General features: G+C 56.2%; 21 protein-coding genes. 12 read left to right on the top strand and 9 right to left on the bottom strand.

Features of this window, described 5'->3' with window-relative positions; genetic code table 11:
• Positions 1–68: 68 nt before the first annotated feature.
• Genes deoC through G583_RS0100695 form a run of 3 tightly spaced genes read right to left on the bottom strand, consistent with a single transcriptional unit; the run spans position 69 to position 3,303 of the window.
• On the bottom strand, positions 69–764 hold the full coding sequence (gene deoC / locus G583_RS0100705) for a deoxyribose-phosphate aldolase (RefSeq protein ID WP_022869272.1): 696 nt from the start codon (positions 762–764) through the stop codon (positions 69–71).
• Positions 765–773: 9 nt separating this feature from the next.
• Positions 774–2,474, bottom strand: a complete 1,701-nt coding sequence (locus G583_RS13355; RefSeq protein WP_022869271.1) for a phospho-sugar mutase — start codon at positions 2,472–2,474, stop codon at positions 774–776.
• 1 nt (position 2,475) lies between these two features.
• A complete protein-coding gene (locus G583_RS0100695) occupies positions 2,476–3,303 on the bottom strand; it encodes a purine-nucleoside phosphorylase (RefSeq protein WP_407635162.1) in 828 nt (275 codons plus the stop codon).
• A 99-nt stretch (positions 3,304–3,402) separates the two neighbouring features.
• Between G583_RS0100695 and G583_RS0100690 the strand changes: the two genes are divergently transcribed.
• Both G583_RS0100690 and G583_RS0100685 read left to right on the top strand, forming a co-directional pair.
• Positions 3,403–4,809 carry an NAD(P)H-quinone dehydrogenase gene (locus G583_RS0100690; RefSeq protein ID WP_022869269.1) on the top strand — a complete coding sequence of 469 codons (1,407 nt, stop codon included), beginning with the start codon at positions 3,403–3,405 and terminating at the stop codon, positions 4,807–4,809.
• 117 nt (positions 4,810–4,926) lie between these two features.
• Positions 4,927–6,915 (top strand): acetoacetate--CoA ligase, encoded by a 1,989-nt coding sequence (locus G583_RS0100685; protein ID WP_022869268.1) that lies wholly within the window; start codon positions 4,927–4,929, stop codon positions 6,913–6,915.
• Between the two features lie 119 nt (positions 6,916–7,034).
• Here G583_RS0100685 and G583_RS0100680 read toward each other — a convergent pair whose 3' ends face one another.
• The 6 genes from G583_RS0100680 to G583_RS0100655 all read right to left on the bottom strand — a co-directional run bounded on the left by G583_RS0100680 (position 7,035) and on the right by G583_RS0100655 (position 14,719).
• The gene (locus G583_RS0100680) at positions 7,035–8,447 is read right to left on the bottom strand and encodes an MFS transporter (protein WP_022869267.1); all 1,413 of its coding nucleotides are present in this window, start codon (positions 8,445–8,447) and stop codon (positions 7,035–7,037) included.
• A 131-nt stretch (positions 8,448–8,578) separates the two neighbouring features.
• Positions 8,579–10,414: an acetyl/propionyl/methylcrotonyl-CoA carboxylase subunit alpha gene (locus G583_RS0100675; protein WP_029629126.1), complete on the bottom strand. Its 1,836-nt coding sequence runs from the start codon at positions 10,412–10,414 to the stop codon at positions 8,579–8,581.
• A gap of 176 nt (positions 10,415–10,590) precedes the next feature.
• Positions 10,591–11,226 (bottom strand): Maf family protein, encoded by a 636-nt coding sequence (locus G583_RS0100670; RefSeq protein ID WP_022869265.1) that lies wholly within the window; start codon positions 11,224–11,226, stop codon positions 10,591–10,593.
• Positions 11,223–12,851 carry a DUF885 domain-containing protein gene (locus G583_RS0100665; protein WP_022869264.1) on the bottom strand — a complete coding sequence of 543 codons (1,629 nt, stop codon included), beginning with the start codon at positions 12,849–12,851 and terminating at the stop codon, positions 11,223–11,225. Before G583_RS0100665 ends, G583_RS0100670 begins: the two co-directional genes overlap by 4 nt.
• A gap of 45 nt (positions 12,852–12,896) precedes the next feature.
• Complete coding sequence (locus tag G583_RS0100660) at positions 12,897–13,103, bottom strand: hypothetical protein (protein WP_022869263.1); 207 nt, start codon at positions 13,101–13,103, stop codon at positions 12,897–12,899.
• Positions 13,100–14,719, bottom strand: coding sequence for an acyl-CoA carboxylase subunit beta (locus tag G583_RS0100655; RefSeq protein ID WP_022869262.1), 1,620 nt, complete (start codon positions 14,717–14,719; stop codon positions 13,100–13,102). The genes G583_RS0100660 and G583_RS0100655 overlap by 4 nt, the downstream gene beginning before the upstream one ends.
• A 74-nt stretch (positions 14,720–14,793) precedes the next feature.
• Here G583_RS0100655 and G583_RS0100650 point away from each other — a divergent pair, with 74 nt between their 5' ends.
• The 10 genes from G583_RS0100650 to gatB are packed head-to-tail and all read left to right on the top strand — an operon-like array spanning position 14,794 to position 24,782.
• Entirely contained in the window at positions 14,794–15,525 is a 732-nt protein-coding gene (locus tag G583_RS0100650; protein WP_022869261.1) for a biotin--[acetyl-CoA-carboxylase] ligase, read from the top strand.
• Positions 15,526–15,553: 28 nt separating this feature from the next.
• Complete coding sequence (locus G583_RS0100645) at positions 15,554–16,093, top strand: PH domain-containing protein (RefSeq protein ID WP_022869260.1); 540 nt, start codon at positions 15,554–15,556, stop codon at positions 16,091–16,093.
• Entirely contained in the window at positions 16,090–17,247 is a 1,158-nt protein-coding gene (locus G583_RS0100640; RefSeq protein ID WP_022869259.1) for an adenylate/guanylate cyclase domain-containing protein, read from the top strand. The genes G583_RS0100645 and G583_RS0100640 overlap by 4 nt, the downstream gene beginning before the upstream one ends.
• Positions 17,247–17,969, top strand: a complete 723-nt coding sequence (locus G583_RS13350; RefSeq protein ID WP_022869258.1) for a PP2C family protein-serine/threonine phosphatase — start codon at positions 17,247–17,249, stop codon at positions 17,967–17,969. The genes G583_RS0100640 and G583_RS13350 overlap by 1 nt, the downstream gene beginning before the upstream one ends.
• 7 nt (positions 17,970–17,976) lie before the next feature.
• Entirely contained in the window at positions 17,977–20,181 is a 2,205-nt protein-coding gene (ligA, locus tag G583_RS0100630; protein ID WP_022869257.1) for an NAD-dependent DNA ligase LigA, read from the top strand.
• On the top strand, positions 20,178–21,248 hold the full coding sequence (locus G583_RS13345) for an inositol monophosphatase family protein (protein ID WP_022869256.1): 1,071 nt from the start codon (positions 20,178–20,180) through the stop codon (positions 21,246–21,248). The genes ligA and G583_RS13345 overlap by 4 nt, the downstream gene beginning before the upstream one ends.
• Positions 21,242–21,751, top strand: a complete 510-nt coding sequence (locus G583_RS0100620) for a GNAT family N-acetyltransferase (RefSeq protein WP_022869255.1) — start codon at positions 21,242–21,244, stop codon at positions 21,749–21,751. The genes G583_RS13345 and G583_RS0100620 overlap by 7 nt, the downstream gene beginning before the upstream one ends.
• 21 nt (positions 21,752–21,772) lie before the next feature.
• Positions 21,773–22,039, top strand: a complete 267-nt coding sequence (gatC, locus tag G583_RS0100615; RefSeq protein WP_022869254.1) for an Asp-tRNA(Asn)/Glu-tRNA(Gln) amidotransferase subunit GatC — start codon at positions 21,773–21,775, stop codon at positions 22,037–22,039.
• Complete coding sequence (locus G583_RS13340; RefSeq protein WP_022869253.1) at positions 22,039–23,313, top strand: amidase; 1,275 nt, start codon at positions 22,039–22,041, stop codon at positions 23,311–23,313. The genes gatC and G583_RS13340 overlap by 1 nt, the downstream gene beginning before the upstream one ends.
• A complete protein-coding gene (gene gatB, locus G583_RS0100605; RefSeq protein WP_022869252.1) occupies positions 23,310–24,782 on the top strand; it encodes an Asp-tRNA(Asn)/Glu-tRNA(Gln) amidotransferase subunit GatB in 1,473 nt (490 codons plus the stop codon). Before G583_RS13340 ends, gatB begins: the two co-directional genes overlap by 4 nt.
• Positions 24,783–24,811 lie beyond the last annotated feature (29 nt).

Here is a 24,811-nt window from a genome sequence, read left to right as displayed (position 1 = left end):
GACACCTCTGTTCTTTCAAAAAGTTCTCGTAGCCAGGATAGCCCGGCGAACGGTGCGATGATGTGTTGTTAACTAAGAATAGCGTACGTTGAGCTGGCACCAAGACGGGTTGCGCCAGCTTTCAGCATAGCGAGGGCGTCTTCACGAGTGCGGATACCGCCAGAGGCTTTCACTCCGAGTGCGTCGCCGACTGTGTGACGGAGCAGAGCAACATCTTCGACTGTGGCACCGCCCGGGCCGAAACCCGTTGAAGTTTTCACATAATTTGCGCCTGCCTCAACGGCTGCTTTGCAGGCTAACACTTTTGCCTGTTCCGTCAGTGAGGCGGTCTCTAAGATGACCTTGACCAGGACGTCATGACCTTCGGCAGCCGAAACTACAGCTGAGATATCTTGCACTAGCCGTGTACGGTCCGCTGACAATGCGGCGGCCTGGTCGATCACCATATCGAGTTCTTTGGCGCCGTTGCGGATTGCTTCGGCAGCTTCCGTTGCTTTGGTCTGTGGTGTTTGAGCGCCCGTCGGAAAACCGATCACGGTACAGACTTTCACCTCGGTGTTGGTCAGGCGAGTAGCAGCACGCGCCACCCAAATTGGTTGTATACATACCGAAGCTGTCTGAAACTGTGCCGCCTGATCACAGAGCTCGTCAATTTCGGGTGCCGTGGTAGTTGGTGACAGCAAGGTGTGGTCAATTCTTGCGGCCAGCTCAAAGCGATCTAGTGCCTCGACCTCAGTTGGCTCTAACGGTGCAGTGTTGGACACGGTGACTCCTTATTCGATATTGACAAGGTTGGCAGCTTCTTCTCGTAAATCAACCATTGCTGCTTGGACAGTTTCAAATGGCGTACCTGGTGTAGCAGAAACAGAAATATAGCACTTCACTTTTGGTTCCGTACCGGAAGGCCGAATCATCAATCTGGCGGTGACTAGTCCCTCGGTAGAAAACTCCACCATGTTCATAGGGCCGTAGCGTTGTGCCAAATCCACCTGGGAGTTCGCATAGTCCACGGCGATCACGGGGCTTTGTTGGGCAAGCTTCAAGGGAGGGTTCTTCCGAAGGTCGTCAACGAGAAGTGAACCAACGGACGGCGACGGCACCGGCACGGAGATCTGGTCGGTAATGGTGGGGCCGACCTGTTCTGTAAGCTCCTGCAGATATCCCACGAGATCGGTGCCTTGAGCTTTCAACTCCGCTGCCAAATCGGCTAAGATAACCGCGGCACTGAGCCCGTCTTTATCATTGACCAGGTGTGGGGCCACGGCATATCCGAGAGCCTCTTCATAACCAAAACCGAGGTCGGGTGCACGGCAAATCCATTTGAACCCGGTGGGAGTTGCCTGGTGGGGGACACCATAATGAGATGCCAGCTGTGCCAGTTGTGGAGCCGACACGACCGAATTGGAAATCGAGAGGTTGTTGGCCGCGAGATAAGGCATGAGCCGGGCGCCGAGAAGTAATCCGACGTGGTCGCCCGATAGCCGCCGCCACTCACCGGCAACCAGGACCGCAGCGGCCAGCCGGTCTGCATCCGGGTCATGGGCAATAATGAGATCGGTATCACGGAGGGAATCCGCCGTCGAAATGGCGAGGTCTAAAGCCCCGGGTTCCTCAGGATTTGGAAAAGCAACGGTCGGGAAGGCTGGATCAGGATCAACTTGTTGATCCACCACAGAGACCGTATTAAAGCCGGTGGCGTCCATCAGCTGACAGAAGACGCCGGCGCCCACACCATGCATCGGTGTATAGACGACGTTCAGAGCATGGCGATCCTTGCTGGAGGACACATTGCTTAGGAAATGTCGGACAGCTTCGACGTAGTCAGTACTGATGTCTTCGGAGAGGAGCTCCCAGCCGGATCCAGCCAGTTCGGGTTGGTCACTCGAAATATTCCATGCGTGAATTTTCGCAGCGATGAGCTCGTCTGTCGGTGAAGTAATTTGAGCATATGCGCCCGTGGAGTCCTCTGGTGGCAGCAGTCGCGGGCCCAGATAGACCTTATAACCATTATCGGCGGGCGGATTATGGGATGCCGTGACCATGATGCCAATGTCTGCCGCCAGGTGTTTGAGGGCATAGGCCAGTATTGGAGTCGGCGTGGTCGTGGGCATGAGCTGAACTCGACATCCGGCAGCGGTGAATACTGCAGCTGAATCGACGGCGAAATCTCTCGAGCGGTGCCGTGCGTCGTATCCGATTACTACTACTGGTTCATCTGCGCGTTCGTGGGCAAAATCAGCAATGCCTGCTGCCGCACGCTGGACCACAATCCTGTTCATGCGAGTGGTCCCTGGACCGACAGGCGCTCGAAGCCCTGCCGTGCCAAAGGTGAGGAACCCGGCAAATCGGGCAGTCAATGCGGCGATGGCCCAATCTTCTTCACGGCGGGCAGCGGAGATTTCCTTGGCGAGGATCTCGGCGTGTTCTGGGTCGAGATCCATCCAATGCTGAGCAGTGGTGAGGAATTCATCCATGCTAAATCGCCTGAATGATGTCGGCCAATAATTGGGAGGCCCGTGGGGCTGCAGATTGGCCGGCCGCGATGACATCCTCGTGGGAGAGCGGGGCGTCAGTGACGCCGGCACCGGCGTTGGTTACAAGAGATACCCCCAGGACTTCGAGGCCGGCGTGGCGGGCTGCGATGGTATCCAGGGCAGTAGACATGCCCACCAGGTCGCCTCCGAGCTTGGCGGCCATCTGAACCTCAGCAGGTGTTTCATACTGGGGACCAGCAAACTGCACGTACACGCCCTCTGTGAGACTAGGGTCCACCTGTTTGGCAATCTGTCGTAGGCGTGGTGCATACGCGTCCGTCATATCGACAAATTCGGGCCCGACCAACGGTGTGGTACCCGTGAGGTTGATATGGTCAGAGATCAGAACCGGTGTGCCCGGGGCGACCTGTGGGTCCAAGCCTCCACAGCCGTTTGTTAGTACCACGGTGGAAGCTCCCGTTGCGGCAATCGTTCGCACAACGTGGGCGACTGCTTGGGCATCCCGATTGGCGTAATAGTGCGTGCGCGATCCAAAGACCAGGACGTTGTTGCCATTTGGAAGCCGAACAGACGTCACCTTCTGCACGTGGCCGGCCACGCCATCGCCACCAAGTCCGGGGATATCAGCAAATGACAGCTCGCCGTTGATGTCACCCAAGGCACCGATCGTGTGAGCCCAGCCGGAGCCTAAGACGACACCTATGTCATGTCGTGCTACCCCGAAGTGGTCGGTCAGGACGTCAGCTGCCTGCCGAGCGAGGTCGAATCCAGGATGGTCACCGTCTAAAAACATGTTTGTATCGCTCACAGCCACTACTGTATCGCCATGAGACAACGAGTTTTGCAATACAACTCGAAACGCCGTAGGGATTGTGCATTCTCAGTCAAAAGAGACCACAATGGATGCGTGAGCACTTTAGAAATTGTCCCTCGTCCCTCCATCACTATTATCGGCGGCGGCCCCGGCGGTTATGAAGCTGCACTCGTCGCCTCGAAGTTTGGCTCCGACGTCACCATCATCGAACGAAACGGCATTGGTGGTTCCGCGGTGCTAACCGACGTGGTACCTTCCAAGACGCTGATTGCTTCCGCAGACTCACGCAGGCGCGTTTTACGAGCGCCGTCGTTGGGGTTGGAGTTTGACGCTGACTCCGTGCGTTCGAACATAGAGCGCATTGACCGTCGGCTGTTGCGTCTGGCCACAGAACAGTCCGAGGATATTCGCCACGCGTTACAGGCTAACGGTGTGCGTATTGTTATTGGCGAAGCCAAGCTCATTGACCGAAATGTTGTTGAGGCCACCACGATGGATAGCAAAGTCGAGGAAATAACCTCCGACGCTGTGCTCATTGCCACGGGTGCCACACCCCGTGAACTGGATACCGCGAAACCCGACGGCGAACGGATTTTCAACTGGAAACAGCTCTACTCAATGGAAGAGCTACCAGAACATCTCGTGGTTGTCGGCTCAGGTGTTACCGGTGCGGAATTTGCCTCGGCCTACCAGCTGCTGGGCTCAAACGTCACACTGGTCTCGTCCCGTGAGACCTTGTTGCCAGGCGAAGACCCGGATGCTGCCAAAGTGCTCGAGGAATCATTTTCTGCCGCCGGTGTCAATGTCATCTCACGAACTCGTGCACAATCGGTGACCCGCATTAAGGACGGCGTGCGCGTCGAGTTGTCTGGCGGCGGCTATGTTGAAGGTTCACACTGTCTCCTAGCAGTCGGAGGCATCCCGAACACCGAGGGCATTGGCCTGGAAGACGTCGGTGTGGACGTCACCGCGTCCGGTCATATTAAAATCGATGCTGTCTCGCGCACCTCTATGCCCGGTATTTACGCGGCGGGTGACTGTACTGGTCGGTTGGCCTTAGCCTCCGTTGCGGCCATGCAGGGGCGGATCGCCGTCAATCACTTGCTTGGCGACGTCGTCAAACCGTTCTCTAGCAATCGGGTTGCGTCGAATATTTTCACGTCACCAGAGATCGCTACGGTCGGTGTCACCGATGCGATGGTTGCCAGTGGTGAGTACCAGGTTGATGAGTACATGATCCCAATGGCGACGAATCCGCGAGCAAAAATGATGAACCTTGATGAAGGGTTCGTCAAGATCTTTGCTCGCCGCGGGTCTGGCCACGTCGTTGGTGGGGTAGTGGTTGCACCACAGGCTTCTGACCTGATCTATGCGCTCTCGCTAGCGGTAACGCATAAACTACACGTCGATGATCTAGCGGATACTTTTACCATCTATCCTTCGCTCACCGGAACGATCGCTGAAGTTGCTCGTCAGATGCATCGGCGGGAAGAGTTCTAACGAATCCGCGCACACGCTTGTGATCTCTACTACACTGTGAATCTGTGATGCCTTGCCCATTGAGTTGGTACTCATTAACTTAGAGGGCGAGCATCCAGAACACAGTTGGGAGACACGTTGAGCGAAAAGATTCTGTGGCAGCCAGATACTGAAGAGATTCAGGCTACAGCCATGTACCAGTTCATGCAGGACATGAATACCAAGCATGACCTGACTATGGAAACATACCTCGATTTGTGGACTTGGTCGGTGGAGGAACTGGAAGTTTTCTGGGCCGAAATTTGGGAGTACTTTGACATCATCGGCGACAAGCCGACTGGTCCAATCCTTCAGGGTCGTATGCCAAAGGCACGCTGGGCTGAAGGCGCTAAAGTCAATTATGCTGAAAACATCCTGCGTCACGCAGAGACAATGGGCGACCAAGAAGCCATCGTTGGTCTTGATGAATCACTGAATCGGACCACACTGACGTGGCACCAACTCAACGAACAGGTGGGCGCGTTTGCCGACCACCTTCGAAATATCGGTGTTCGTGAAGGTGACGTCGTAGCTGGCGCGATGCCCAACATTCCTCACTCGATCGTCGCGCTGCTGGGGACCGCTGCGGTTGGCGCTATTTGGTCGGTCGTCAATGTGGATTTCGGCGTGCCTGGTATCGTCACGAGGTTCAAACAGCTCGAGCCCAAAGTCCTCATGACCATCGACGGACTCGAGCTCGGCGGTAAAGTTCGTAAGCAAATTGACGACCTGGATAACCTGCTAACTGAACTCGATACGGTGACTCATCACGTCCTGGTCGAAAATACCCACACTGGTTCACGAGAAACCGTCAACAGTATCGCTGCGCAGCACAACATTGAAACCGCTGTGCTCAGTGACATAGTTGCTTATGGTCAGCAACCCGAATTCAATCGCGTTGATTTTTCACATCCGCTCTGGGTGCTGTACTCCTCGGGGACCACTGGCACCCCCAAGGGGATTGTCCAAAGTCAGGGTGGCACGGTATTGGAAATCGCGAAGTCCTTTGGTCTGCACTACAAAGTACCGAGGGGCGAAGCCGTCTATATTTCGACCTCGACCACGTGGATGCTGTGGAACATGTTGGTTGGGGTATTGATTACCGGGGCAAAATCCGTCACCTATTCGGGTGGTGTCTTCGCTGGGGGACCGGGGCGACAATTTGAGATCCTGGAAAAAGAACAGGTTGCCCTCTTTGGCTGCGGGGCAGCCATCCTTACCGGCGTGCAGGAAGCCGGTATCGTGCCGCAAGACGACTACGACCTTTCACACCTGACCGACATACTTGTTTCTGCATCACCTCTGCCAGCACGCACGTGGCACTGGGTCTATGACGCAGTCAAGTCGGATTTACGGTTGCGTTCTGATTCTGGCGGGACCGACGTGTGTTCGGTATTTGTCGGGTCGAACCCCATGGATCCGGTGTATGTCAACGAATTGATGGGGCCGGCATTGGGAGTCGCCGCCGATGTCTTCGATGAAGCTGGCAAAACAGTGACCAATGAAGTCGGCGAGCTCGTCATCACCAAGCCGATGCCAACGATGCCGTTGTACTTTTGGAATGACGACGATGATGAGCGTTATCGCGAAGCCTATTTCACTGAGGATCCGCATATTTGGTATCACGGCGACTTCGCAACTCAAACGGAACGACAGTCGTTTGTTATCCACGGGCGCTCCGATGCAACGCTGAACCGCGGTGGCATCCGAATGGGTTCTAGCGACCTCTATCAAGTGGTGGATGCTCTTGACGCTGTATCTGGGTCCATGGTTATCGGCGCTGAGTTGGAGGACGGCGAGTATTATATGCCGCTCTTTGTGGTCCCCTCGGATCCAGACATGGCCGCGGAGGAGCTCAAGGACCAGGTGGTGCGAGCTATCCGAACCGAATTGTCTCCTCGGTATGTACCCGATGAGATCATCATTGCACCGGGTGTGCCCATGACGAAGACTGGCAAGCTCATGGAAGTTCCCGTTAAACGCGTACTGCAGGGTATGGCGGCTCAAAAGGTTTCGAAAGAGACAGCAGCTGATCCGTCGGTGTTGCAGTGGTACCTCGACTATGCGCAAGAATACTCGCAACAATAGTCTCAACTCTTTGTAGCGCTGAATGCGTGACAAACCAGTAGGACAGCAAAAGGCCCGGGCACATTTGAAGTGTCCGGGCCTCTATGCATCGAAGAGTTTATCCCCGGTGCGTTGTTGTTCTAGCGCTGACGGTGGACTTCATCGACTTCGAAGTTCGCCAGTGAGCGGTATTTTGTTTCGGGGCTCAGGGCCAAGAAGATCAGGGTAATGACCGATGCTGCGGCTAGGTAATAACCTACATACGAAACATCGAAGGTACCCATCAACCAGGCTGCAATGAACGGAGTCAGTGCTGCACCCAAAATGGAGGACACGTTGTAGGCAATTCCGGAACCGGTATACCGGGTTTCTGTTGGGAACAGTTCAGGCAGAATGGCGGACATTGGCCCAAAGGTGAGACCCATCAGGGACATTCCCACGATCATGAAGATGATCATTCGGGTGGCGTTCATGGTGCCGTCATCGCTGATAATGACATCCGCGTTGAGCCACCATCCGAACAGCAGCCCAAATACCACCATCAGCCCGGTAATGACGAGCATGGTCGGTTTTCGTCCAAATTTATCGGCAAGGAAACCGGAAACGGGAACGAAGGCCGCAAAGAAGAGGATTGAGATCAACTGGATGACCAGGAAATCATTATAAGAAGTCCCGAGACCACCGGTCTCGGCAGATCCAATTGCGTAGGACAGCACCCACGTGGTCATGAGATAGAACAGCACGTAGGTCGCATACATGATGAAGGTACCTAAGATCAGTTCCCACCAGTTTTTGGCAAAGACGTCTTTCAGAGGTGCTTTTACGCGTTCGTCTTTGTCGATGGCTTGTTTGAACACTGGAGTTTCTTCCAGCGCTAGACGTACCCACAGGCCGATGGCGACCATCACGATGGAAGCTAAGAACGGTACACGCCAGACCCAGTCGATAAACACATGGTCAGCGCCGTGCGCGGCGGAATCATAACCAAACGACAGTGTGAGAATCAAGAAGAAGCCGTTGGCCAACAGGAACCCGAAGGGTGCACCGAGTTGGGGCCACATGGCTGCTGAGGCGCGTTTACCTGGTTTGGCGGTTTCGGTGACCAGCAGAGCTGCACCGGACCATTCGCCGCCGAGGCCCAGCCCCTGGCAGAAGCGCATGATGGTCAACATCGCAGGGGCCCAGAGGCCGATCTGGAAGTACGTGGGCAAAAGACCAATAATAAAGGTGGCGATACCCATGGTGAGTAGCGCTCCGATAAGGGTTGCTTTACGGCCGATCCGGTCGCCCATGTGTCCGAAGATTACGGAGCCTAGCGGTCGAGCGACGAAGGCGGCACCGAAGGTAGCCATGGATGCTAGCAGTGCGGTTTGAGCATCCCCGCCCGGAAAGAAAATGAGGGGGAAGATCGAGACGGCCGCCGTAGCGTAAATATAAAAGTCATAAAACTCGATGGTGGTGCCTACTACCGAGGCCAGGATGATTTTCCACCGGGCTACGCCCAGGTCCTCATCCTTGACACCATGCGAAGTCTCTGTGGGTTGCGTTGACATCGAGAGTACTTTCCTGATGGTTATGGAAACAATGCAGGTGACGTCCGGTTTATTGTGACCTGGACGTCACCTGTAAAAACAACCTAAGTGTATAGGTCGGATGAGTTAGCCGTCAAAAGGCGAGTGCGTTACTACCCCTCGATGGTGGCGAGAGCAGCTCCTGCGTTGACGGTAGCACCTGGTTCGGCGGTGAGCTCGGTGATTTTGCCCGCTTTGTGTGCGGTAATGGGTTGTTCCATCTTCATCGCTTCTAACACCAGGATGAGGTCGCCGACCGAAACCTCGTCACCGACTGCAGCGCCCATTTTTACAATCGTGCCCTGCATCGGAGAAGTCACGACATCACCAGAAGCACCGGCAGCGTTCGCTCCGCTTGCACCGGTTGCGCTGCGTGACGTACGGCGACGTTTCGGCTTCGATTCAACGGCTGAAATACTGGCCAACGAGTCGGGCAAGGTTACCTCAACACGTTTCCCGTTGACTTCAACCGTGACCGCGCGACGTTGCTGTTCATCTTCTGCATCCATCGCCGGTTGGGTTACCTGAGGTTGTAGATCATTAATAAAGTCGGTTTCGATCCAACGCGTATGCACGGTGAATGGACCATCCGCAGGCAATCTCTGGCCCGGCTGCTCAAGTTCTGGTGCAAAATTGGGATCTTGGATGACGCGGCGGTGGAAGGGTAGTACGGTTGCGAGTCCAGCAATGCGCATCTCTGTTAATGCGCGGTGTGAACGTTGGAGAGCTTCCTTACGGTTCTTACCGGTGACGATGAGTTTGGCGACCATCGAATCAAAGGCACCGGAGATGGTTTCGCCTTCTTCAATGCCGGTGTCAATACGGACACCAGGTCCACCGGGTAGACGCATCTTCGTGATGGTTCCCGGGGCCGGCATGAAATTCTGGCCCGGATCCTCCGCAGTAATACGGAACTCAAAGGAATGTCCGTCAACTGTTGGATGCTTGTATCCCAGGAGCTCACCGCGGGCAATCCGGAACTGTTCACGTACGAGGTCAATACCAGTGACTTCTTCGGACACCGTGTGTTCGACCTGCAGGCGAGTGTTCACCTCTAAGAAGGAGATCGTGCCATCTTGACCGATCAAGAACTCACAGGTTCCTGCACCCACGTAACCGGCTTCTTGAAGCAGGGCCACGGAGGCATCGTAGAGCTGTTGTTCTTGGTCTTCGGTGAGAAACGGGGCAGGAGCTTCTTCAACCAGCTTCTGGTTGCGCCGCTGCAATGAGCAGTCTCGGGTGGAGACCACGACGACGTTCCCGGCTTGATCCGCGAGGCATTGCGTCTCAAGATGTCGTGGAGCGTCCAGGAAGCGCTCGACGAAGCACTCGCCTCGCCCGAATGCTGCGGTGGCCTCACGGACGGCGGAATCATAAGCATCTGGAATTTCGGACCGTTGGCGAACGACCTTGATGCCGCGGCCGCCTCCGCCATGTGCGGCTTTGATCGCCAGCGGCAGCCCAAACTCATCGGCAAAGTCGATGACATCTTGAGACGACTCGACGGGGTCCGGGGTCCCGGGTGCTAGGGGAGCGCCAACCTTGTGGGCAATGTGGCGGGCAGCCACTTTGTCGCCCAGTGCATGGATTGCAGCGGGAGGGGGCCCAATCCAGACGATACCCGCATCGATAACAGCTTGTGCAAACTCGGCGTTTTCTGCCAGGAAGCCATATCCGGGATGAATGGCATCAGCGTCCGCGTCCTTAGCAGCGCGGAGTACTTTATCGACTGACAGATAGGTATCGGCAACTGTGTCACCGTTCAGGGAGAATGCGTGATCAGCCAAGCGCACGTGCATCGCCTCACGGTCCGGATTCGCATAGATGGCGACTGCTTCGAGCCCCTCATCTTGCGCGGCTCGGATAATGCGGACCGCGATTTCACCTCGATTGGCGACCAATACCTTCGAAAACGACCGGTAGACCATCGAGGATGACGCAGTGGTCATGGACATAGAAACTATTCTCCTTGGTTGGGATGCTGACCCGAATGACAGTCGACGAGGCCATTCTAATCGAAGCCATCTAAAGCAGCTTAGGACGAATCCGTGGGAAACATACAGAAGGACGCACCGTGCGCCGCCAATCCGCCCTATATGTTGTAGGAAACCTACAAAAATGTGGTTTATTCGGTAGCAATCCAGAGGGCGGTCATAGAGACACCGAGGCGATCCAGCATTTCGCGCACCGCCCGCAGGGATAACCCGAGAACAGCATTCGGGTCGCCATCTACGCCCGTTATCATCGTGGCGCCGTGGCCTTCAAGGGTGAACCCTCCGGCAACAAACAGCGGCTCACCGGTCGCGACATAATCATCAATGACCGAATCAGTCACGTCAGCGAACGAAACAGTGGCACTGACCGTTTCTTGTAAAATGCGCTGTTTGCGGCCGCCAAGTACGGCAACGACGGTATGGCCGCTGTGCAGCATGCCAGTTTTACCGCGTTGTGCGCGCCATCGTTGGGTTGCGACTTCGGGACGCTGGGGTTTGCCATAGGCTTGGCCCTCGAACTCGAAGACGGAATCGGCTGCGATGATATAGGTGGGCTCGTGGGGTTGCGGGTCGTGTAGAAGCTTGTTTGCCACAGCATGAGCTTTTGCGGTGGCTAACGCTTGTGCCTGAACTCGGGGTTCCGGAATGTCGGTTACCAGGGCTGCTTCATCAATGTCTGCAGCGAGTTGGGTAAAGGGGATGCCAGCGCGGGTCAAGATCGCAGCGCGAGCCGACGAGGCAGAGCCCAGCAAAATAGTGACGCTCATCGAAGTGCTTTCTGTAGTGTGTCCAACCCCATCGAGCCGATTTCTAGGGCGCGGGTATGGAATGTTTTCAGATCGAAGCCCGGTTGTTTTTCGTCTTCTGCACGAATGGTCTGCCAAATCCGTTTGCCGACCGCATAGCTTGGGGCCTGACCTGGCCAGCCCAAATAGCGTGTGAATTCAAAATCCAGGACTTGTGGGGTTTCGTTCAGATGGGCTTGTAGGAAACGGTAGCCAGTTTCGACATCCCACACATGGCCACCCCAGACTTGCGGGGCTAGAAAACCACAGTGGAAACCAATGTCGAACACCACACGAGCTGCGCGCATCCGCTGGGCGTCCAACATACCCAAGTAGTCACCTGGATCGTTGAGGTAGCCGAGTTCTTGCATGAGGTCTTCAGCGTAGAGCGCCCAGCCTTCGCCGTGTCCGGAAACCCAAAGCCAGTTGCGACGCCAAGTATTTAGATGCTCGGCGTTCATCATGGTGGTAGCAATCTGTAAGTGATGTCCCGGTACGCCCTCGTGAAAGACCGTGGTGGTTTGTTGCCAGGTGGTAAAAGTATCTTCACCTTCTGGCACCGACCACCACATCCGTCCTGGACGGGTGAAATTCTCGGAGGGACCGGTGTAATAGATGCCCCCGTCCTGGGTTGGTGCAATCATGGCTTCGACTTTGTCCATGGGCGAGGGGATATGGAAGTGCTGTTTCATATCCTCGATGGTGGAATCGGAAAGCTCTTGCATCCATGTTTGCAGCGCCTGGGTGCCGTGGAGTTGTCGTTGCGGGTCAGCCGATAATAGCGCACGTGCTTTATCAATGCTGGCACCAGGTTGTATCCTCTCGGCCACGGCGGCTTGTTCAGCAGTGATCCGGTCAAGTTCCGCGAGGCCCCACTGATACGTTTCAGCCAAATCAATGTGTGTTCCCAGGAACTGTTGGGAGGCCAGTTGATAGTAGTTTTGCCCGACGGCATCTTTGTTGTGTGCCTGGCCGTATAAGTCATCGGCTAAATACTGCGCAAAATCAGCATATGCTTGTGCCGCCGCTGTCGCACCGCGCTCGAGCGCGGTGCGAAGTGAAGATGGAACGTTTGGAGCCAGACGCACAAATTCCGTAAAGAATCCGTCTGCTGCTGCCTGTGCTTGAACGATGCATGCATCGACCTGACGAGCAGCGGGGGAGTGTCCTTGCGCGGCGGCCGCTGCTAAGCGGTGTTGATAACTCGATAACGAATCGCCGACCTGTGCCAAGCGAACGGCGATGTTCTCCCAGTCCTGGACTGCTGCCGTGGGCATGAGATCGAATGTGGAACGGATGTCTTGGACCGGAGAAGCAATATTGTTCAGCTCCACTATGCCGGTGGCGTGCAGCTGACGGTCTACGGTCAAACGTTCTAACAACGCAGCTTTGGTCGTGTGATCGGTCGAATTTTCTGGCTCGAGATCTGCTAGCCTCGTCAAGATATCGGCATGAACAGCATCGAGCGCGTCGGCCGTTTCCTGCGAATAGTCAGGCATCTGATCGGCGTATTCGATCAGTCCCAGCTCGGAGGCAACGACCGGGTGAAAATCGGCGAGCCGGGTAGCGTACTGCTCTGCTAGGGCATCAATGGGTGATTGCGACATGCCTTCACTCTCATAGTGGTGTGCTTCCGGCTGGGTGCACTCGGATTAGTGACCTCGAGACAACGGTTGCCAGGATGCTGCATCAGCCCAGGTCGAGGTGATTCGACGACTGGTTGCATAATCAACGGTTGGCTCTTCCACGGGAGCATCGATCAGCTGGGTGTTGACTACCGCCAGTAAGGCAGCAGTTTCTTCTTCGGAGAGTTCTGTGCCCTGGACTCTGATGCCGGTGGATTCAGGTTGTGACGTCATAGCGGGATATTTCCATGCTTCTTCGCGGGACGGGATTGACGCTTTGCTGCAGTCGCGCGAAGTGCTCGAACCACCTGCGCGCGAGTTTCTGACGGTGCAATGACCGCGTCGATATAGCCAGAGTTTGCCGCCTCGTACGGATTCAGCAGTGCCGTTTCATAGTCTTCGATCAACTCTGTACGACGTGCTTCAACATCGTTGCCGGCTTCTTCGGTGGCGATGAGGTCGCGACGATACAGAATATTGACGGCCCCCTGCGCGCCCATGACACCGATTTGAGCGGTCGGCCATGCCAGGTTGACGTCGGCACCGAGTTTCTTGGAACCCATCACAATGTATGCTCCACCAAAAGCTTTACGCGTGATGATGGTGATTTTTGGAACAGTGGCCTCAGCGTAAGCATAAATGAGCTTGGCGCCGCGACGAATGATCCCGGAGTGCTCTTGGTCCACGCCCGGGAGGAACCCTGGAACATCGACCAGCGTCACAATTGGAATATTGAAGGCATCACAGAAGCGCACGAACCGAGCTGCTTTTTCGGAAGCCGCAATATCTAAGGTGCCGGCTAATTGGGAAGGCTGGTTGGCAACCACGCCGACGGTCTGTCCTTCGATTCGCCCCAGTCCAACAATGACGTTGGGAGCGTAGCGTTCTTGTACCTGCAGGAACGCGCCGTCATCAAGGATGGTGGCCACGACCTCCAACATGTCATACGGTTGATTGGCAGAATCCGGGATGATGGCGTCCAGCGCCAGATCGTCAACGGTAGTGTCCAGGTCCTGTTGGAATGTGGCTTCCTGGGTGATGAAGTTATGAGCTGGCAAGTAATCCAGCAGTTCAGATACCCAGTCGAAGGCATCCTGTTCATCGGCTGCCATATAGGCCGCTGTACCCGAAGTTTCGTTGTGCTGACGAGCTCCACCCAGGGTTTCCATATCGACTTCTTCGCCGGTCACAGACTTGATGACATCCGGGCCGGTAATGAACATGTGCGACGTTTGGTCGACCATGACGACAAAGTCAGTCAGCGCTGGCGAGTAGGCTGCCCCACCGGCAGCCGGACCCATAATGATAGAGATCTGGGGGACCACCCCTGAGGCCATCACATTATTGCGGAAAATGTCGGCGAACATTGCCAACGAATCCACGCCCTCTTGGATGCGAGCGCCACCGCCGTCATTGATAGCGATCAGTGGGAAACCATTAGTTGCTGCGAATTCTTGGGTTTTGACGATTTTCTCGCCATTGACCTTGGATAAGGAACCACCAAAAACGGTGAAATCCTGCGCGAAGACGGCAACGTTCCGACCGTCGATGGTGCCGTAGCCCGCTACCACACCGTCGCCTTCCGGATGGCGGGCATCCATACCGAACGCGGTCGTCCGGTGGGTTCGTAACTGGTCGAATTCGACGAACGAGTCGTCGTCGAGCAAGGCGTCAATACGTTCTCGCGCGGTTTGTTTTCCCCGGGAGTGTTGGCGATCGACGGGTCCTTGTCCAGTCGGCAAAAGTGCTGCTTCGCGCCGGTGGAAATAATCTTCAAGTTTGCCAGCCGTCGTAGTGATATCCGGGGTAGTGACACCCAGGTTTTCACCAGTGCGTTCGGGGTTGGTCAACGGGTCCTCCAGGGTAGAGTATGGCCTGTATCGTGGATAATACTACCGGTTGTACTTTGTGAAGGTTGTAGTGCGTGGCGCAAAAGGAACATCGACGGATCGCCTCGGGCGTGTATTGGGCTGAACAAGTCGCCTCCACCCAGGATGTTGTCGTGGCTGGTGCGTCTAATTTCGTACACGGAGACGTGTTGGCTACCGACAACCAGACTGCTGGACGGGGGAGGCTGGATCGTAGCTGGGATACCCCCGCTGGCACCGCTGCGGCGATGTCTATGGTCCTGCGGCCGCATCTAGAACCTCAACAATTTGGCATGCTGACCCTTGTGGTGGCTGATGCCTTGGTGCGATGGTTCCGCGAACTTAATGTCCATGCGGGGGTCAAATGGCCCAATGATGTGTTAGGGCCAGACGGTAAAAAACTCTGTGGCATTTTGGCACAATGGATCCCTGAAACGAAGACCGTCGTCGTTGGTATCGGTACCAACCTGGAGTTTGGCCAAGCCAAAGTGGTGGCGACAGCCGCTGCGCTCGCAGACTACGGTGTGACGATGACGGCACACGAATATGTAAAGCTTGCGCGCCGGCGTTTGCTGGATGCTGTGGCTGATTTTGAAGCTGATCCAACAGCACAGCGCTTCGAGCCGACCATGTCGACGCTCGGCCAGTATGTCAGAGCAAAGATGCCAGATGGTAAAGATATTGTTGGAACGGCTATTGGCCTGGGCGACACAGGTAGCCTATTAATACAGGACGAGACCATGCACGAGGTTTTTGCCGCAGATATCGTGCATTTACGCTCGGCGTGATATGAAGGTACCGGATACAAGGAGGGGCATGCGATCACATTATGTGACAGGTGAACACCTGTTGGTTCGTACTCGAGCGCACCCATCGGTGCTCATCCGCCCTGCCTGGAATCTGGTGCTTTGGGCCATGCTATCCGGCTTTATCTCAGGTGTTTTATCCAGCTATGCTCTGCCAGAGTTTTTACGTACTTCTGCCACGACCCTGACCACTATTGCTCTTGGACTGATAGCAATCGGCGTGTTTCTTAGCGTGGTGCGCCCGGCCTGGCAGTGGTTGGTGTCCCGGTATGAAATCACCACCCACCGGGTAGCGCATAAGCTTGGGGCCATCGCAGTCAAACGCCACTGGGTTGCCCTGCATTCGTTGGTATCACTGCAAATACGCCAGTCGCGCAGTCAACGTCGCCGAGGTTCCGGAGATCTCCATTTAATGAATTCTCGTGGTCAAACCTGGGTCCTGCAAGAGATCCCAAAAGTTTCAGAATTTCAGACGCTGGTCGATACGGAACGGTTTGGTTCCTATGGTCGGTACACCGGCGGTCCGCTCAGTGAAAGTAGGGGCATGTGAGCAACGATTCAACCGACGACATTTATACGGATCCCACACCCACCAAGCCGTTGGACATCGTCCAGCCGGACACACCGACTTCTGCAGACCTCGGGGATGCAGAACCGTTTTCCGAAACCTGGACCCAAGCGATCAAAGTGCTTGATGAAGAACTCATCGGTGGCCCCCGCTATCTAACGCCTCGCGCCCTGGCCAAGGAGCTGGGAGTTTCAGTGGTCTCGGCACGCAAAATTTGGCGTGCGATGGGTTTCCCCAATATTAAAGCCGACGAAAAGGTGTTTACCGAGCAAGATGTAGCCGCCATGGCGACCATCGTGGAGCTGGTGCGTGAGGATGTGCTGAACGAGGAAACCGCAATATCGGTGGCTCGTTCGATCGGTCAGATGACGGACCGCATGGTCGTCTGGCAGATTGAGGCACTGGTCGAAGACAAGATGAGTGCAGAGCAGTTTTCCGACCCGGAAGCGCGTCGTGAGGTTGTCCGTCTGCTGCCCTCGGTGATCGAGTCGCTAGAAGACGTCGTCACATATTCCTATCGCAGGCAACTCAATTCGGCGCTGCAACGCCTAACCGTTCGTGTCGAAGCAGGGTTGGTAGCGTCCGAAGAAGGTCGCGACGGTACTGAAGATGATGCACCACTACCGTTAGCCCGGGCCGTTGGTTTTGCCGATATGGTTTCCTACACGGCGTTGTCTCGTACGATGAGCGAGCGTACGCTTGCACAAATGGTACAGCGGTTCGAACAAACCTGTGCCGAAATCATTGCGGTTGGTGGCGGCCACTTGGTCAAAACCGTTGGTGACGAAGTGCTCTTCAACGCTGAGACTCCAGAAGCAGGAGCTGATATTGCTTTGGCGCTATCGCAAGCGTTGAGTGAGGACCCTGTGTTGCCATCGGCACGTGTTTCCGTGGTTTGGGGCAGGGTGTTGTCCCGCTTGGGCGATATTTATGGACCAACCGTGAACCTAGCAGCTCGTCTGACGGCGCTGTCTGATCCAGGGACGGTGCTGGTGGATCAGTTGACCGCAAATGTCTTGGCCGACGACGAACGGTATATTCTCATTCCACAACCGCCGCAATCGGTGCGTGGATTTGGGCCGATTAATCCGTCAATGCTCTTGCGCGGCGCCGGAGATGGGATCGAGGTTGACTGATGTATAGCTTTACAGCTGCCGCTGCCACACATGTGGGACACGTGCGAGACCTCAATGAGGATTCCTACCTGGTGCGTGAAGGCCTGTACCTGGTCGCAGACGGCATGGGCGGGCATGACGGGGGCGAACTCGCATCAGCCGCCGTTGTCGAAACGTTTCGCCAGGCATGGGAAGGAAACATCCAGCCATTGGAGCTGTCGGGCTTGCAAGAGTGGCTGACCCACGCAAACCGTGCCGTATATGACATCGCTGAAGGTCGTGCCGGCACCACGCTGACCCTTCTCACCAACGTGTATCACCAAGATAAAGAACAACTTGTTGTTGCCAACGTTGGTGATTCCCGGACGTATCGATACCGGGCCAATGACGAAGCGTTCATCCAGTTGACCCAAGACCACTCCGCGGTGGCTGAAATGGTCCGTCTGGGCCAACTGACCGCAGCCGAAGCCCGCGAACATCCGGCACGAAATGTCATTACTCGAGCGGTAGGATCCTCCCTGCGATTACTGGCCGACGTCTTGTTACTCGAGGCAGAGGTCGGCGATCGGTTTCTCCTATGTACCGATGGACTCACCGGTGAAGTCGAGGATCAAGAAATCGGTTTGATATTAGCCTCAGCATCATCGGTGCAAGAAGCCGCAGATCAGCTCGTTGAACTCGGCCTGGAGACTGATGGTTCGGATAACATCACAGTGCTGGTCGCCGAAGTGACGGAACAATAACAGTACAATGTCAGGTGTGAACACTCCTGATCCTGAACTCCTGGAACGATACGAAGACCTCAAAGACCAGGTACGCCACCACCGCCGTGCCTATTACGTTGAGGATGCTCCGGAAATTTCAGACGCCGCTTTTGACGCTCTCTTCCGCGAGCTAGAAGATCTCGAAGCACTACACCCCCAGATCGTGACCGGTGATTCGCCAACTCAAGAGGTCGGCGGCAACGCCGTCTTCTCGCCAGTTGAACATCTCAGCCAAATGTACTCACTGGAAGATGTTTTTTCGCTCAGTGAGCTCCAAGAATGGTTCAGCAGGGTCGGTGGGGGACTACAACGTGTCGGTGCTGGAGACGACGTCGGTTGGTTGACCGAGGTAAAAATTGATGGCCTTGCGATCAACCTGGTCTACGAAAACGGCGCCTTAGTGCGGGCTGCAACCCGGGGCGACGGTCGAGTGGGAGAAGACGTGACCCGCAACGTGCTCACCATTCAAGAAATCCCCAACCGACTGGTCGGCGAGGACATTCCTGACCAGCTTGAAGTACGCGGCGAAGTATTTATGCCGGTCAAAGACTTCACCGAGTTCAACGAAGCTCGTGTAGAAGCCGGCGAGGTGCCCTTTGCAAACCCACGCAATGCTGCGGCCGGTTCGCTGCGGCAAAAGAATCCCGCTGAAACAGCCAAACGTCCACTGGCCATGTTCGTGCACGGACTGGGAACCGTATCCGGTACAACCATCACCTCTCAGCACCAGGCCTATGACCTATTGCAGCAGTGGGGCCTGCCGGTGTCGCCCTACACCAAACTCTTCCACGGGACCTCCGCCGAGGTTGCCGAACAAGTGGAACACTACATTAGCTATTACGGCGAACACCGTCATGACCTCGTGCACCAAATCGATGGCATCGTCGTCAAAGTCGACCACGTCGCCTATCAGCAGCAACTGGGGTACACTTCCAGAACGCCGCGCTGGTCCGTGGCATATAAGTATCCGCCCGAAGAAGTTCACACCAAACTGCTCGATATTTTGGTCAATATTGGACGGACCGGACGAGTCACACCCTATGCGGTCATGGAGCCGGTGTTTGTTGATGGTTCGACCGTATCGATGGCCACCCTGCATAACCAAGATGTGGTAAAAGCTAAAGGAATTAAAATCGGTGACACGGTCGTGCTGCGTAAAGCCGGCGATATCATCCCGGAAATCGTAGGACCCGTCATGCCGTTGCGTGACGACGATGCCGTCGACTTTGTGATGCCTAGCAACTGTCCGGCATGTGGCACGGGATTGCGATCCATGAAAGAAGGCGATGTCGACCTTCGATGCCCAAACGCCGAAAGCTGCCCGGCACAACTTACTGGCCGCATCGAACACGCGGGGTCTCGAGGAGCATTCGACATCGAGGCCCTGGGCGAAGAAGCTGCTATCTGGCTTACCAACGGACCGGGCCCCGACCCAGCCGAGAACTCCGGGATCGTTGAGCCCACGGGCGCCGGGGTGCTCACCTCCGATGCTCAGCTCTTTGACCTCGCCGAATCTGGCGACGAGGAGCTGAAAGCCCGACTGGCCGAGGTGTATGTGTGGCGTCAAAAGCGCTCCAAAGGTCAACCCACGGGTAAATGGGAACAGGTGCCGTACTTCTATACCCGAAGCGGCCACCCCACCGCCAACACCAAGCGGCTCTTTGAGGAGCTGGAGAAAGCCAAGCAGCAACCCCTGTGGCGCGTACTTGTAGCGTTGTCCATTCGGCATGTTGGACCAACCGCAGCCCGAGCGATCGCGGCGTCATTTGGTTCCATGGATGCCCTCCGGACAGCAGCCTTGGCAGAAGACTACGAACGGTTCACCTACGTCGACGGTGTGGGTGAAGTCATTGCCACAGCCGTCATGGAGTTCTTTGCCACTAACTGGCGGCTGGACATCATCGATGCATGGGACCGGGCAGGGGTGACCATGGCTGATGAAGTTTCCGAGAACTCAACGCTCTTGGAAGGCGTCACCATTGTTGTGACCGGGACGCTGGAAGAGTACACGCGAGACTCGGCAAAGGAAGCCATTCTCTCCCGCGGTGGTAAATCCACCGGGTCGGTTTCTAAAAACACCGACTACCTGGTGGCCGGAGCTAATGCCGGTTCGAAACTCACACGCGCTGAGGAGCTGGGCGTGACAGTATTGGACGAACAAGGATTCACCGAATTGTTGGCAGGAGAATGATGAAGGCTTTTCTAGCGGTTGCACGAGCTGCAGCACAGGCCGGTGCTGCTCAACTCGCTCGACGTCCAGACAACACTGCACCATTAGGCGTTGAAGACCTCGGTGCAGAAACCAAGTCTTCAGGTTCCGACTGGGTTACTGACTTTGATCGGAAAGCCGAGGATGCGATTCGGTTCGTGCTGCAATCGTACCGACCTCACGACGAAATATATGGCGAAGAATACGGCGCCACAACCGTTGAGGAGCCCAGCGGATACCGTTGGTCGATCGATCCGCTGGACGGCACGACGAACTTCATTCGCGGCTTGCCGCACTACTGCTCATCGGTTGCCGTCGAGTACCACGGACGATGGGTAGCCGCAGCCATAGTTGCCCCCGCGTTGAGGCGTTCATGGTGGGCATCGGTTGGAGCCGGTGCTTACACCTCGATAGACGGACCATTGGATGTGGGCCTGACAGGTCGTCCCGCGGAACCAGTGCGACTGGCAGGGCCCGTGCTTGGACGCTCCGGACGCCTGCTCGCCTCCGGATTTGCTTACGACTCGGCACGCCGGGTATTCCAGTTTGAACAACTGCAGCGCATTTTAGGGGCTGGCGATTTCGCGGATATGCGCAGAGCAGGTTCTGCCGCGCTCGACCTCTCCTTAGTCGCCGATGGCACGCTGGATGCCTACGCCGAATATGGTTTGCAAGAATACGACTGGGCAGCCGGTGCACTTATTGCTCAGGAAGCCGGTGTCCCCGTACGCCGTCCGGCCTGGCCACAATCTGATACCACACCAGACTGGACCCTTGCCGGCGATATCGGCATTCCGCACGCTGAACTTGACCTGGATCCGCAGCATCCCATCGGTAGAATAGTCCTTAATGGCACAGTTGACACCAACGACCCGGCCGACTGGATTCGGGAACAAGCCGCCGCCTATGGAGCACGAGACGGTGTTTGGACAGTAGAAAACTTCACGCTTGAATGCAGCGTTGGCCACGAGGCAGTAACCGTGACGGCAACTGGTCCGGCAGATCGTGCTGAGGCTATGAAACAGCAGTTGAAAGAGGTCCGTTGGTAATCGTCAGACCCGCTACCCTAGACGATCATCCGGCCGTGTCCGACCTGACCCACCAGGCATATGTGGAGTCTGGTCACGTGTCGGCTTCAGACCCGTACGCCGCCGCACTGACCGACATGCAAGCCCGCGCAGCGAATCTTTTCGTCGCCGAGGTTGAAGGTCAGATCGCAGGTAGCGTGAATATCGCCACCCCCGGATCATCGATGATCGAAGTTGCTTACGACAACGAGCTCGAATTTCGTATGCTAGCCGTGCATCCTTGGTACCAAGGTCGGGGGATAGGCCGCGAGCTTGTCAAATTTGTATTGAACCACGCTCGCCAGCACGATCTTTCCCAGGTGGTCATCACCACGATGGGCTCAATGACCACCGCCCAGGCGATGTATGCCAGATTAGGTTTCCAACGAGCACCAGACCGAGACTGGAATCTATATACCGCCGGTATCGTGGACGACGAACAAGGACTCGAAACCTTCCTCGTCTATGTCCACCCCTTAAACTGAGATATCTAGTAAAGGAGAACCATGGTTGACAACATAGCAGCGACCGCCCATATAGCCCTGACGGAGGACGAACGTCAGCGTCTCACCGCAGAGTTTGACCCGATTATTGATGCATTGGTGGTGACCGCAGATGAACAGCTACCGGTGACCGTCAACCCGCTGCCCGTCAACAATAAGCTCCGTGCCGACGTCGTCGCCAATGAGCTGTCCAATGAACAGGCACTTTCTGCAGCCCCCGAATCGCAAGACGGACAATTTATGGTTCCCGCAATCCTGGACGGAGAATAATGCATCTCACACAACTGACCGCCACCGACATGGCGGCAAAGCTTCGTGCCGGTGAAACTACGGCCGTGGAATTAGTACAGGCGCACCTGGACGAGGCCTCAACCGCATTTGTCTTCATCAACGCCGACGAGGCGCTGGCCGTTGCCGCAGAGGTAGATGCAGGCAAATATGACCACACTCTTGCCGGTGTCCCCGTCGTTTTGGCGGATGTACTCGTCACAGAGAACATGCCGACCGCTGCAGGCTCCGCATACCTCGACGGTTGGGTCGCTCCATATGAAGCCACCGCGGTAGCTCGACTGCGGGCCGCCGGCTTGCCGATTCTAGCCAAGGCCCGCGTTGCCGAATTTGGCATGGGCCAAGAGTCGGGAGCTCACGAGGCCGTTGCCAATCACCAGGCACCCTTTGCCGTCGTGTCTGATACCGCCGGCACAGCACGTCATATCGCAACAGAGACCGGGGTTGTCGCAGTGAAACCGACTTACGGTGCGATCTCGCGGTTCGGGCTGGTTGCCGCCGTATCCTCGATGGATACCGTGACGCCGATTGCACGAAACACCGCAGACGCGAAAGCCCTGCACCAGGTCATGGTCGGCGCCGATGAACTTGACCCAACCAGTGTGGAATACGACTGGGACTTTTCCTCGGAGGCCGCTGTCGCAGGCGGCACCATCGGGGTGCTCACCGAACAACCTGCCGACGTTACCGACGAAGCGTGGGCAACCTACCAGGCCGGTATGGAGAAGCTCCAGGACGCTGGAATGAACACCACCGAGGTCACCATGGACACCCTGGGGCAAGCAGCACAAGCAGCCCACATCATCGGGGCCGCAGAATTCTCAGCCAACCTGGCAAAATTCGATGGTATTCGCTTTGGAAACCGTGTCACCCCGGACAATGGAACCGTCCAAGACGTCATCACCGCATCACGTGGTGCCGGATTCGGTTACGAAACCAAACGCCGTATCATCGTGGGAACGCACCTGCTGTCGGCGGGAACCATCGACTCCCACTTCTATCCAGCACAGAAAATCCGCACCGCTGTCATCAACGAATACAACACCGCATTTAAATCCGTTGACGCCATCGCCGTACCGGCGGGCATCCAGCAGGGCGAAGAATACGAATCCACCAACGCAGGTATCGGTGCTTCACTAGCAGGCCTGCCCGCAGCAAGCGTGGCAGGTGTCCACATTTGTGCACCAACCTATGCAGACGAACTGGTCTACCGCATCAGCGCCGTCGTTGAAACCACGGCAGGAGCAGCAGCATGAAAACCGCACTACAAACGTACGAACCGGTTCTCGGCTTTGAAGTTCACGTAGAACTCAATACCGTGACCAAAATGTTCTCCACCGCCACGAACGCATTCGGAGATCAACCCAACTCCAACGTCACCGCAGGCGACCTGGGTATGCCGGGCACCCTGCCGACCATCAACCAAGCAGGCATCGATTACGGCATCAAACTCGGGCTGGCATTAAACTGCACCATTGCGCCGGAATCACGTTTCGACCGCAAACAGTACTTCTATCCGGACCTCGGGAAGAACTACCAGACCTCGCAGTTAGAACCGGCCATTGCTTATGACGGCTACGTGGATGTGGAACTCGACGACGGCGAGATTTTCCGCGTTGAAATTGAACGCGCCCACATCGAAGAAGACGCCGGAAAACTTACCCACATTGGGTCCACCGGACGGATCCACGACGCTTCCGCCTCGTTGGTTGATTACAACCGTGCAGGCGTGCCGCTGGTGGAAATTGTCTCGCGCCCCATCACTGGAGCAGGCGAACGTGCACCCGAACTCGCTCGGGCATACCTGGCCACCATCCGAGATATCGTCAAAGCGCTCAACGTCTCCGATGCCCGCATGGAACGCGGCAACATCCGTTGTGATGCGAATGTCTCGTTGATGCCGATCGGTTCGGAAACCTTCGGCACCCGCACCGAAACGAAAAACGTGAACTCCACACGCGCTGTCGCTGCAGCCGTGGAGTCTGAAATCATCCGTCAGGCCAAAGTCCTGGATGCGGGTGAAGCTATCACACAGGAAACCCGGCACTGGGATGAAGAAGCCCGGTCCACTCGTTCCGGCCGCCCTAAATCGGATGCCGACGACTACCGGTACTTCTCGGACCCAGACTTGGTCCCAATCGTCACCGATGAAGCCTGGATCGAGCGCCTTCGTGCAGAACTGCCCGAGAATCCACTACAACGCCGTCGCCGACTGCGTGAAGAATGGGCATTCTCGGAATCCGAGTTCCGCGACGTTGTCGCCGCCGGTGTACTCGATGAAATCGAAGCGACCGTCGTGGCGGGTGCAACTGCCGAAGCTGCACGCAAGTGGTGGATGGGCGAAATCGCGCGTATTGCCAACGAAAAAGGTGTGTCACCTGAAGGTCTTGGCGTGACTCCGGCCGATGTCGTCGAAATCGAACGCTTAATCGCCGACAAGACCATCAACGACAAGATTGCACGCCAGGTGGTCGGCCATGTTGCTGAAGGCGAAGGTCGCCCAACAGAAGTCGTCGAGGCACGCTCACTCGCTGTCGTTTCTGACGAGGGCGCTCTCACGACCGCAGTGGATGAGGCGATGGCTGCCAATCCAGATGTCGTTGAACGTATCAAAGGCGGACACATGCAAGCCGTCGGCGCCCTGATCGGTCCGGTTATGAAAGCCACCAAGGGACAAGCCGATGCTGGCCGCGTCCGTGAAATCATTCTGGAAAAAATCGGCTAACTGAAGCGATAAAAACGGGCAGCCATATA

Source organism: Yaniella halotolerans DSM 15476 (genome assembly GCF_000420805.1).
GTDB lineage: Bacteria > Actinomycetota > Actinomycetes > Actinomycetales > Micrococcaceae > Yaniella > Yaniella halotolerans.
This window is presented reverse-complemented; position numbering and strand designations above follow the sequence as displayed.

What these genes read in the sequence shown, in the direction of transcription:
- G583_RS0100665 (WP_022869264.1), bottom strand. Translation starts at nt 12,851, where the DNA reads ATGTCGCAATCACCCATTGATGCCCTAGCAGAGCAGTACGCTACCCGG.
- G583_RS13340 (WP_022869253.1), top strand. Translation starts at nt 22,039, where the DNA reads ATGCATCTCACACAACTGACCGCCACCGACATGGCGGCAAAGCTTCGT.
- G583_RS13345 (WP_022869256.1), top strand. Translation starts at nt 20,178, where the DNA reads ATGATGAAGGCTTTTCTAGCGGTTGCACGAGCTGCAGCACAGGCCGGT.
- G583_RS13355 (WP_022869271.1), bottom strand. Translation starts at nt 2,474, where the DNA reads ATGGATGAATTCCTCACCACTGCTCAGCATTGGATGGATCTCGACCCA.
- ligA (WP_022869257.1), top strand. Translation starts at nt 17,977, where the DNA reads ATGTCAGGTGTGAACACTCCTGATCCTGAACTCCTGGAACGATACGAA.
- gatB (WP_022869252.1), top strand. Translation starts at nt 23,310, where the DNA reads ATGAAAACCGCACTACAAACGTACGAACCGGTTCTCGGCTTTGAAGTT.
- G583_RS13350 (WP_022869258.1), top strand. Translation starts at nt 17,247, where the DNA reads ATGTATAGCTTTACAGCTGCCGCTGCCACACATGTGGGACACGTGCGA.
- G583_RS0100670 (WP_022869265.1), bottom strand. Translation starts at nt 11,226, where the DNA reads ATGAGCGTCACTATTTTGCTGGGCTCTGCCTCGTCGGCTCGCGCTGCG.
- G583_RS0100680 (WP_022869267.1), bottom strand. Translation starts at nt 8,447, where the DNA reads ATGTCAACGCAACCCACAGAGACTTCGCATGGTGTCAAGGATGAGGAC.
- G583_RS0100675 (WP_029629126.1), bottom strand. Translation starts at nt 10,414, where the DNA reads ATGACCACTGCGTCATCCTCGATGGTCTACCGGTCGTTTTCGAAGGTA.
- G583_RS0100645 (WP_022869260.1), top strand. Translation starts at nt 15,554, where the DNA reads ATGCGATCACATTATGTGACAGGTGAACACCTGTTGGTTCGTACTCGA.
- G583_RS0100660 (WP_022869263.1), bottom strand. Translation starts at nt 13,103, where the DNA reads ATGACGTCACAACCTGAATCCACCGGCATCAGAGTCCAGGGCACAGAA.
- gatC (WP_022869254.1), top strand. Translation starts at nt 21,773, where the DNA reads ATGGTTGACAACATAGCAGCGACCGCCCATATAGCCCTGACGGAGGAC.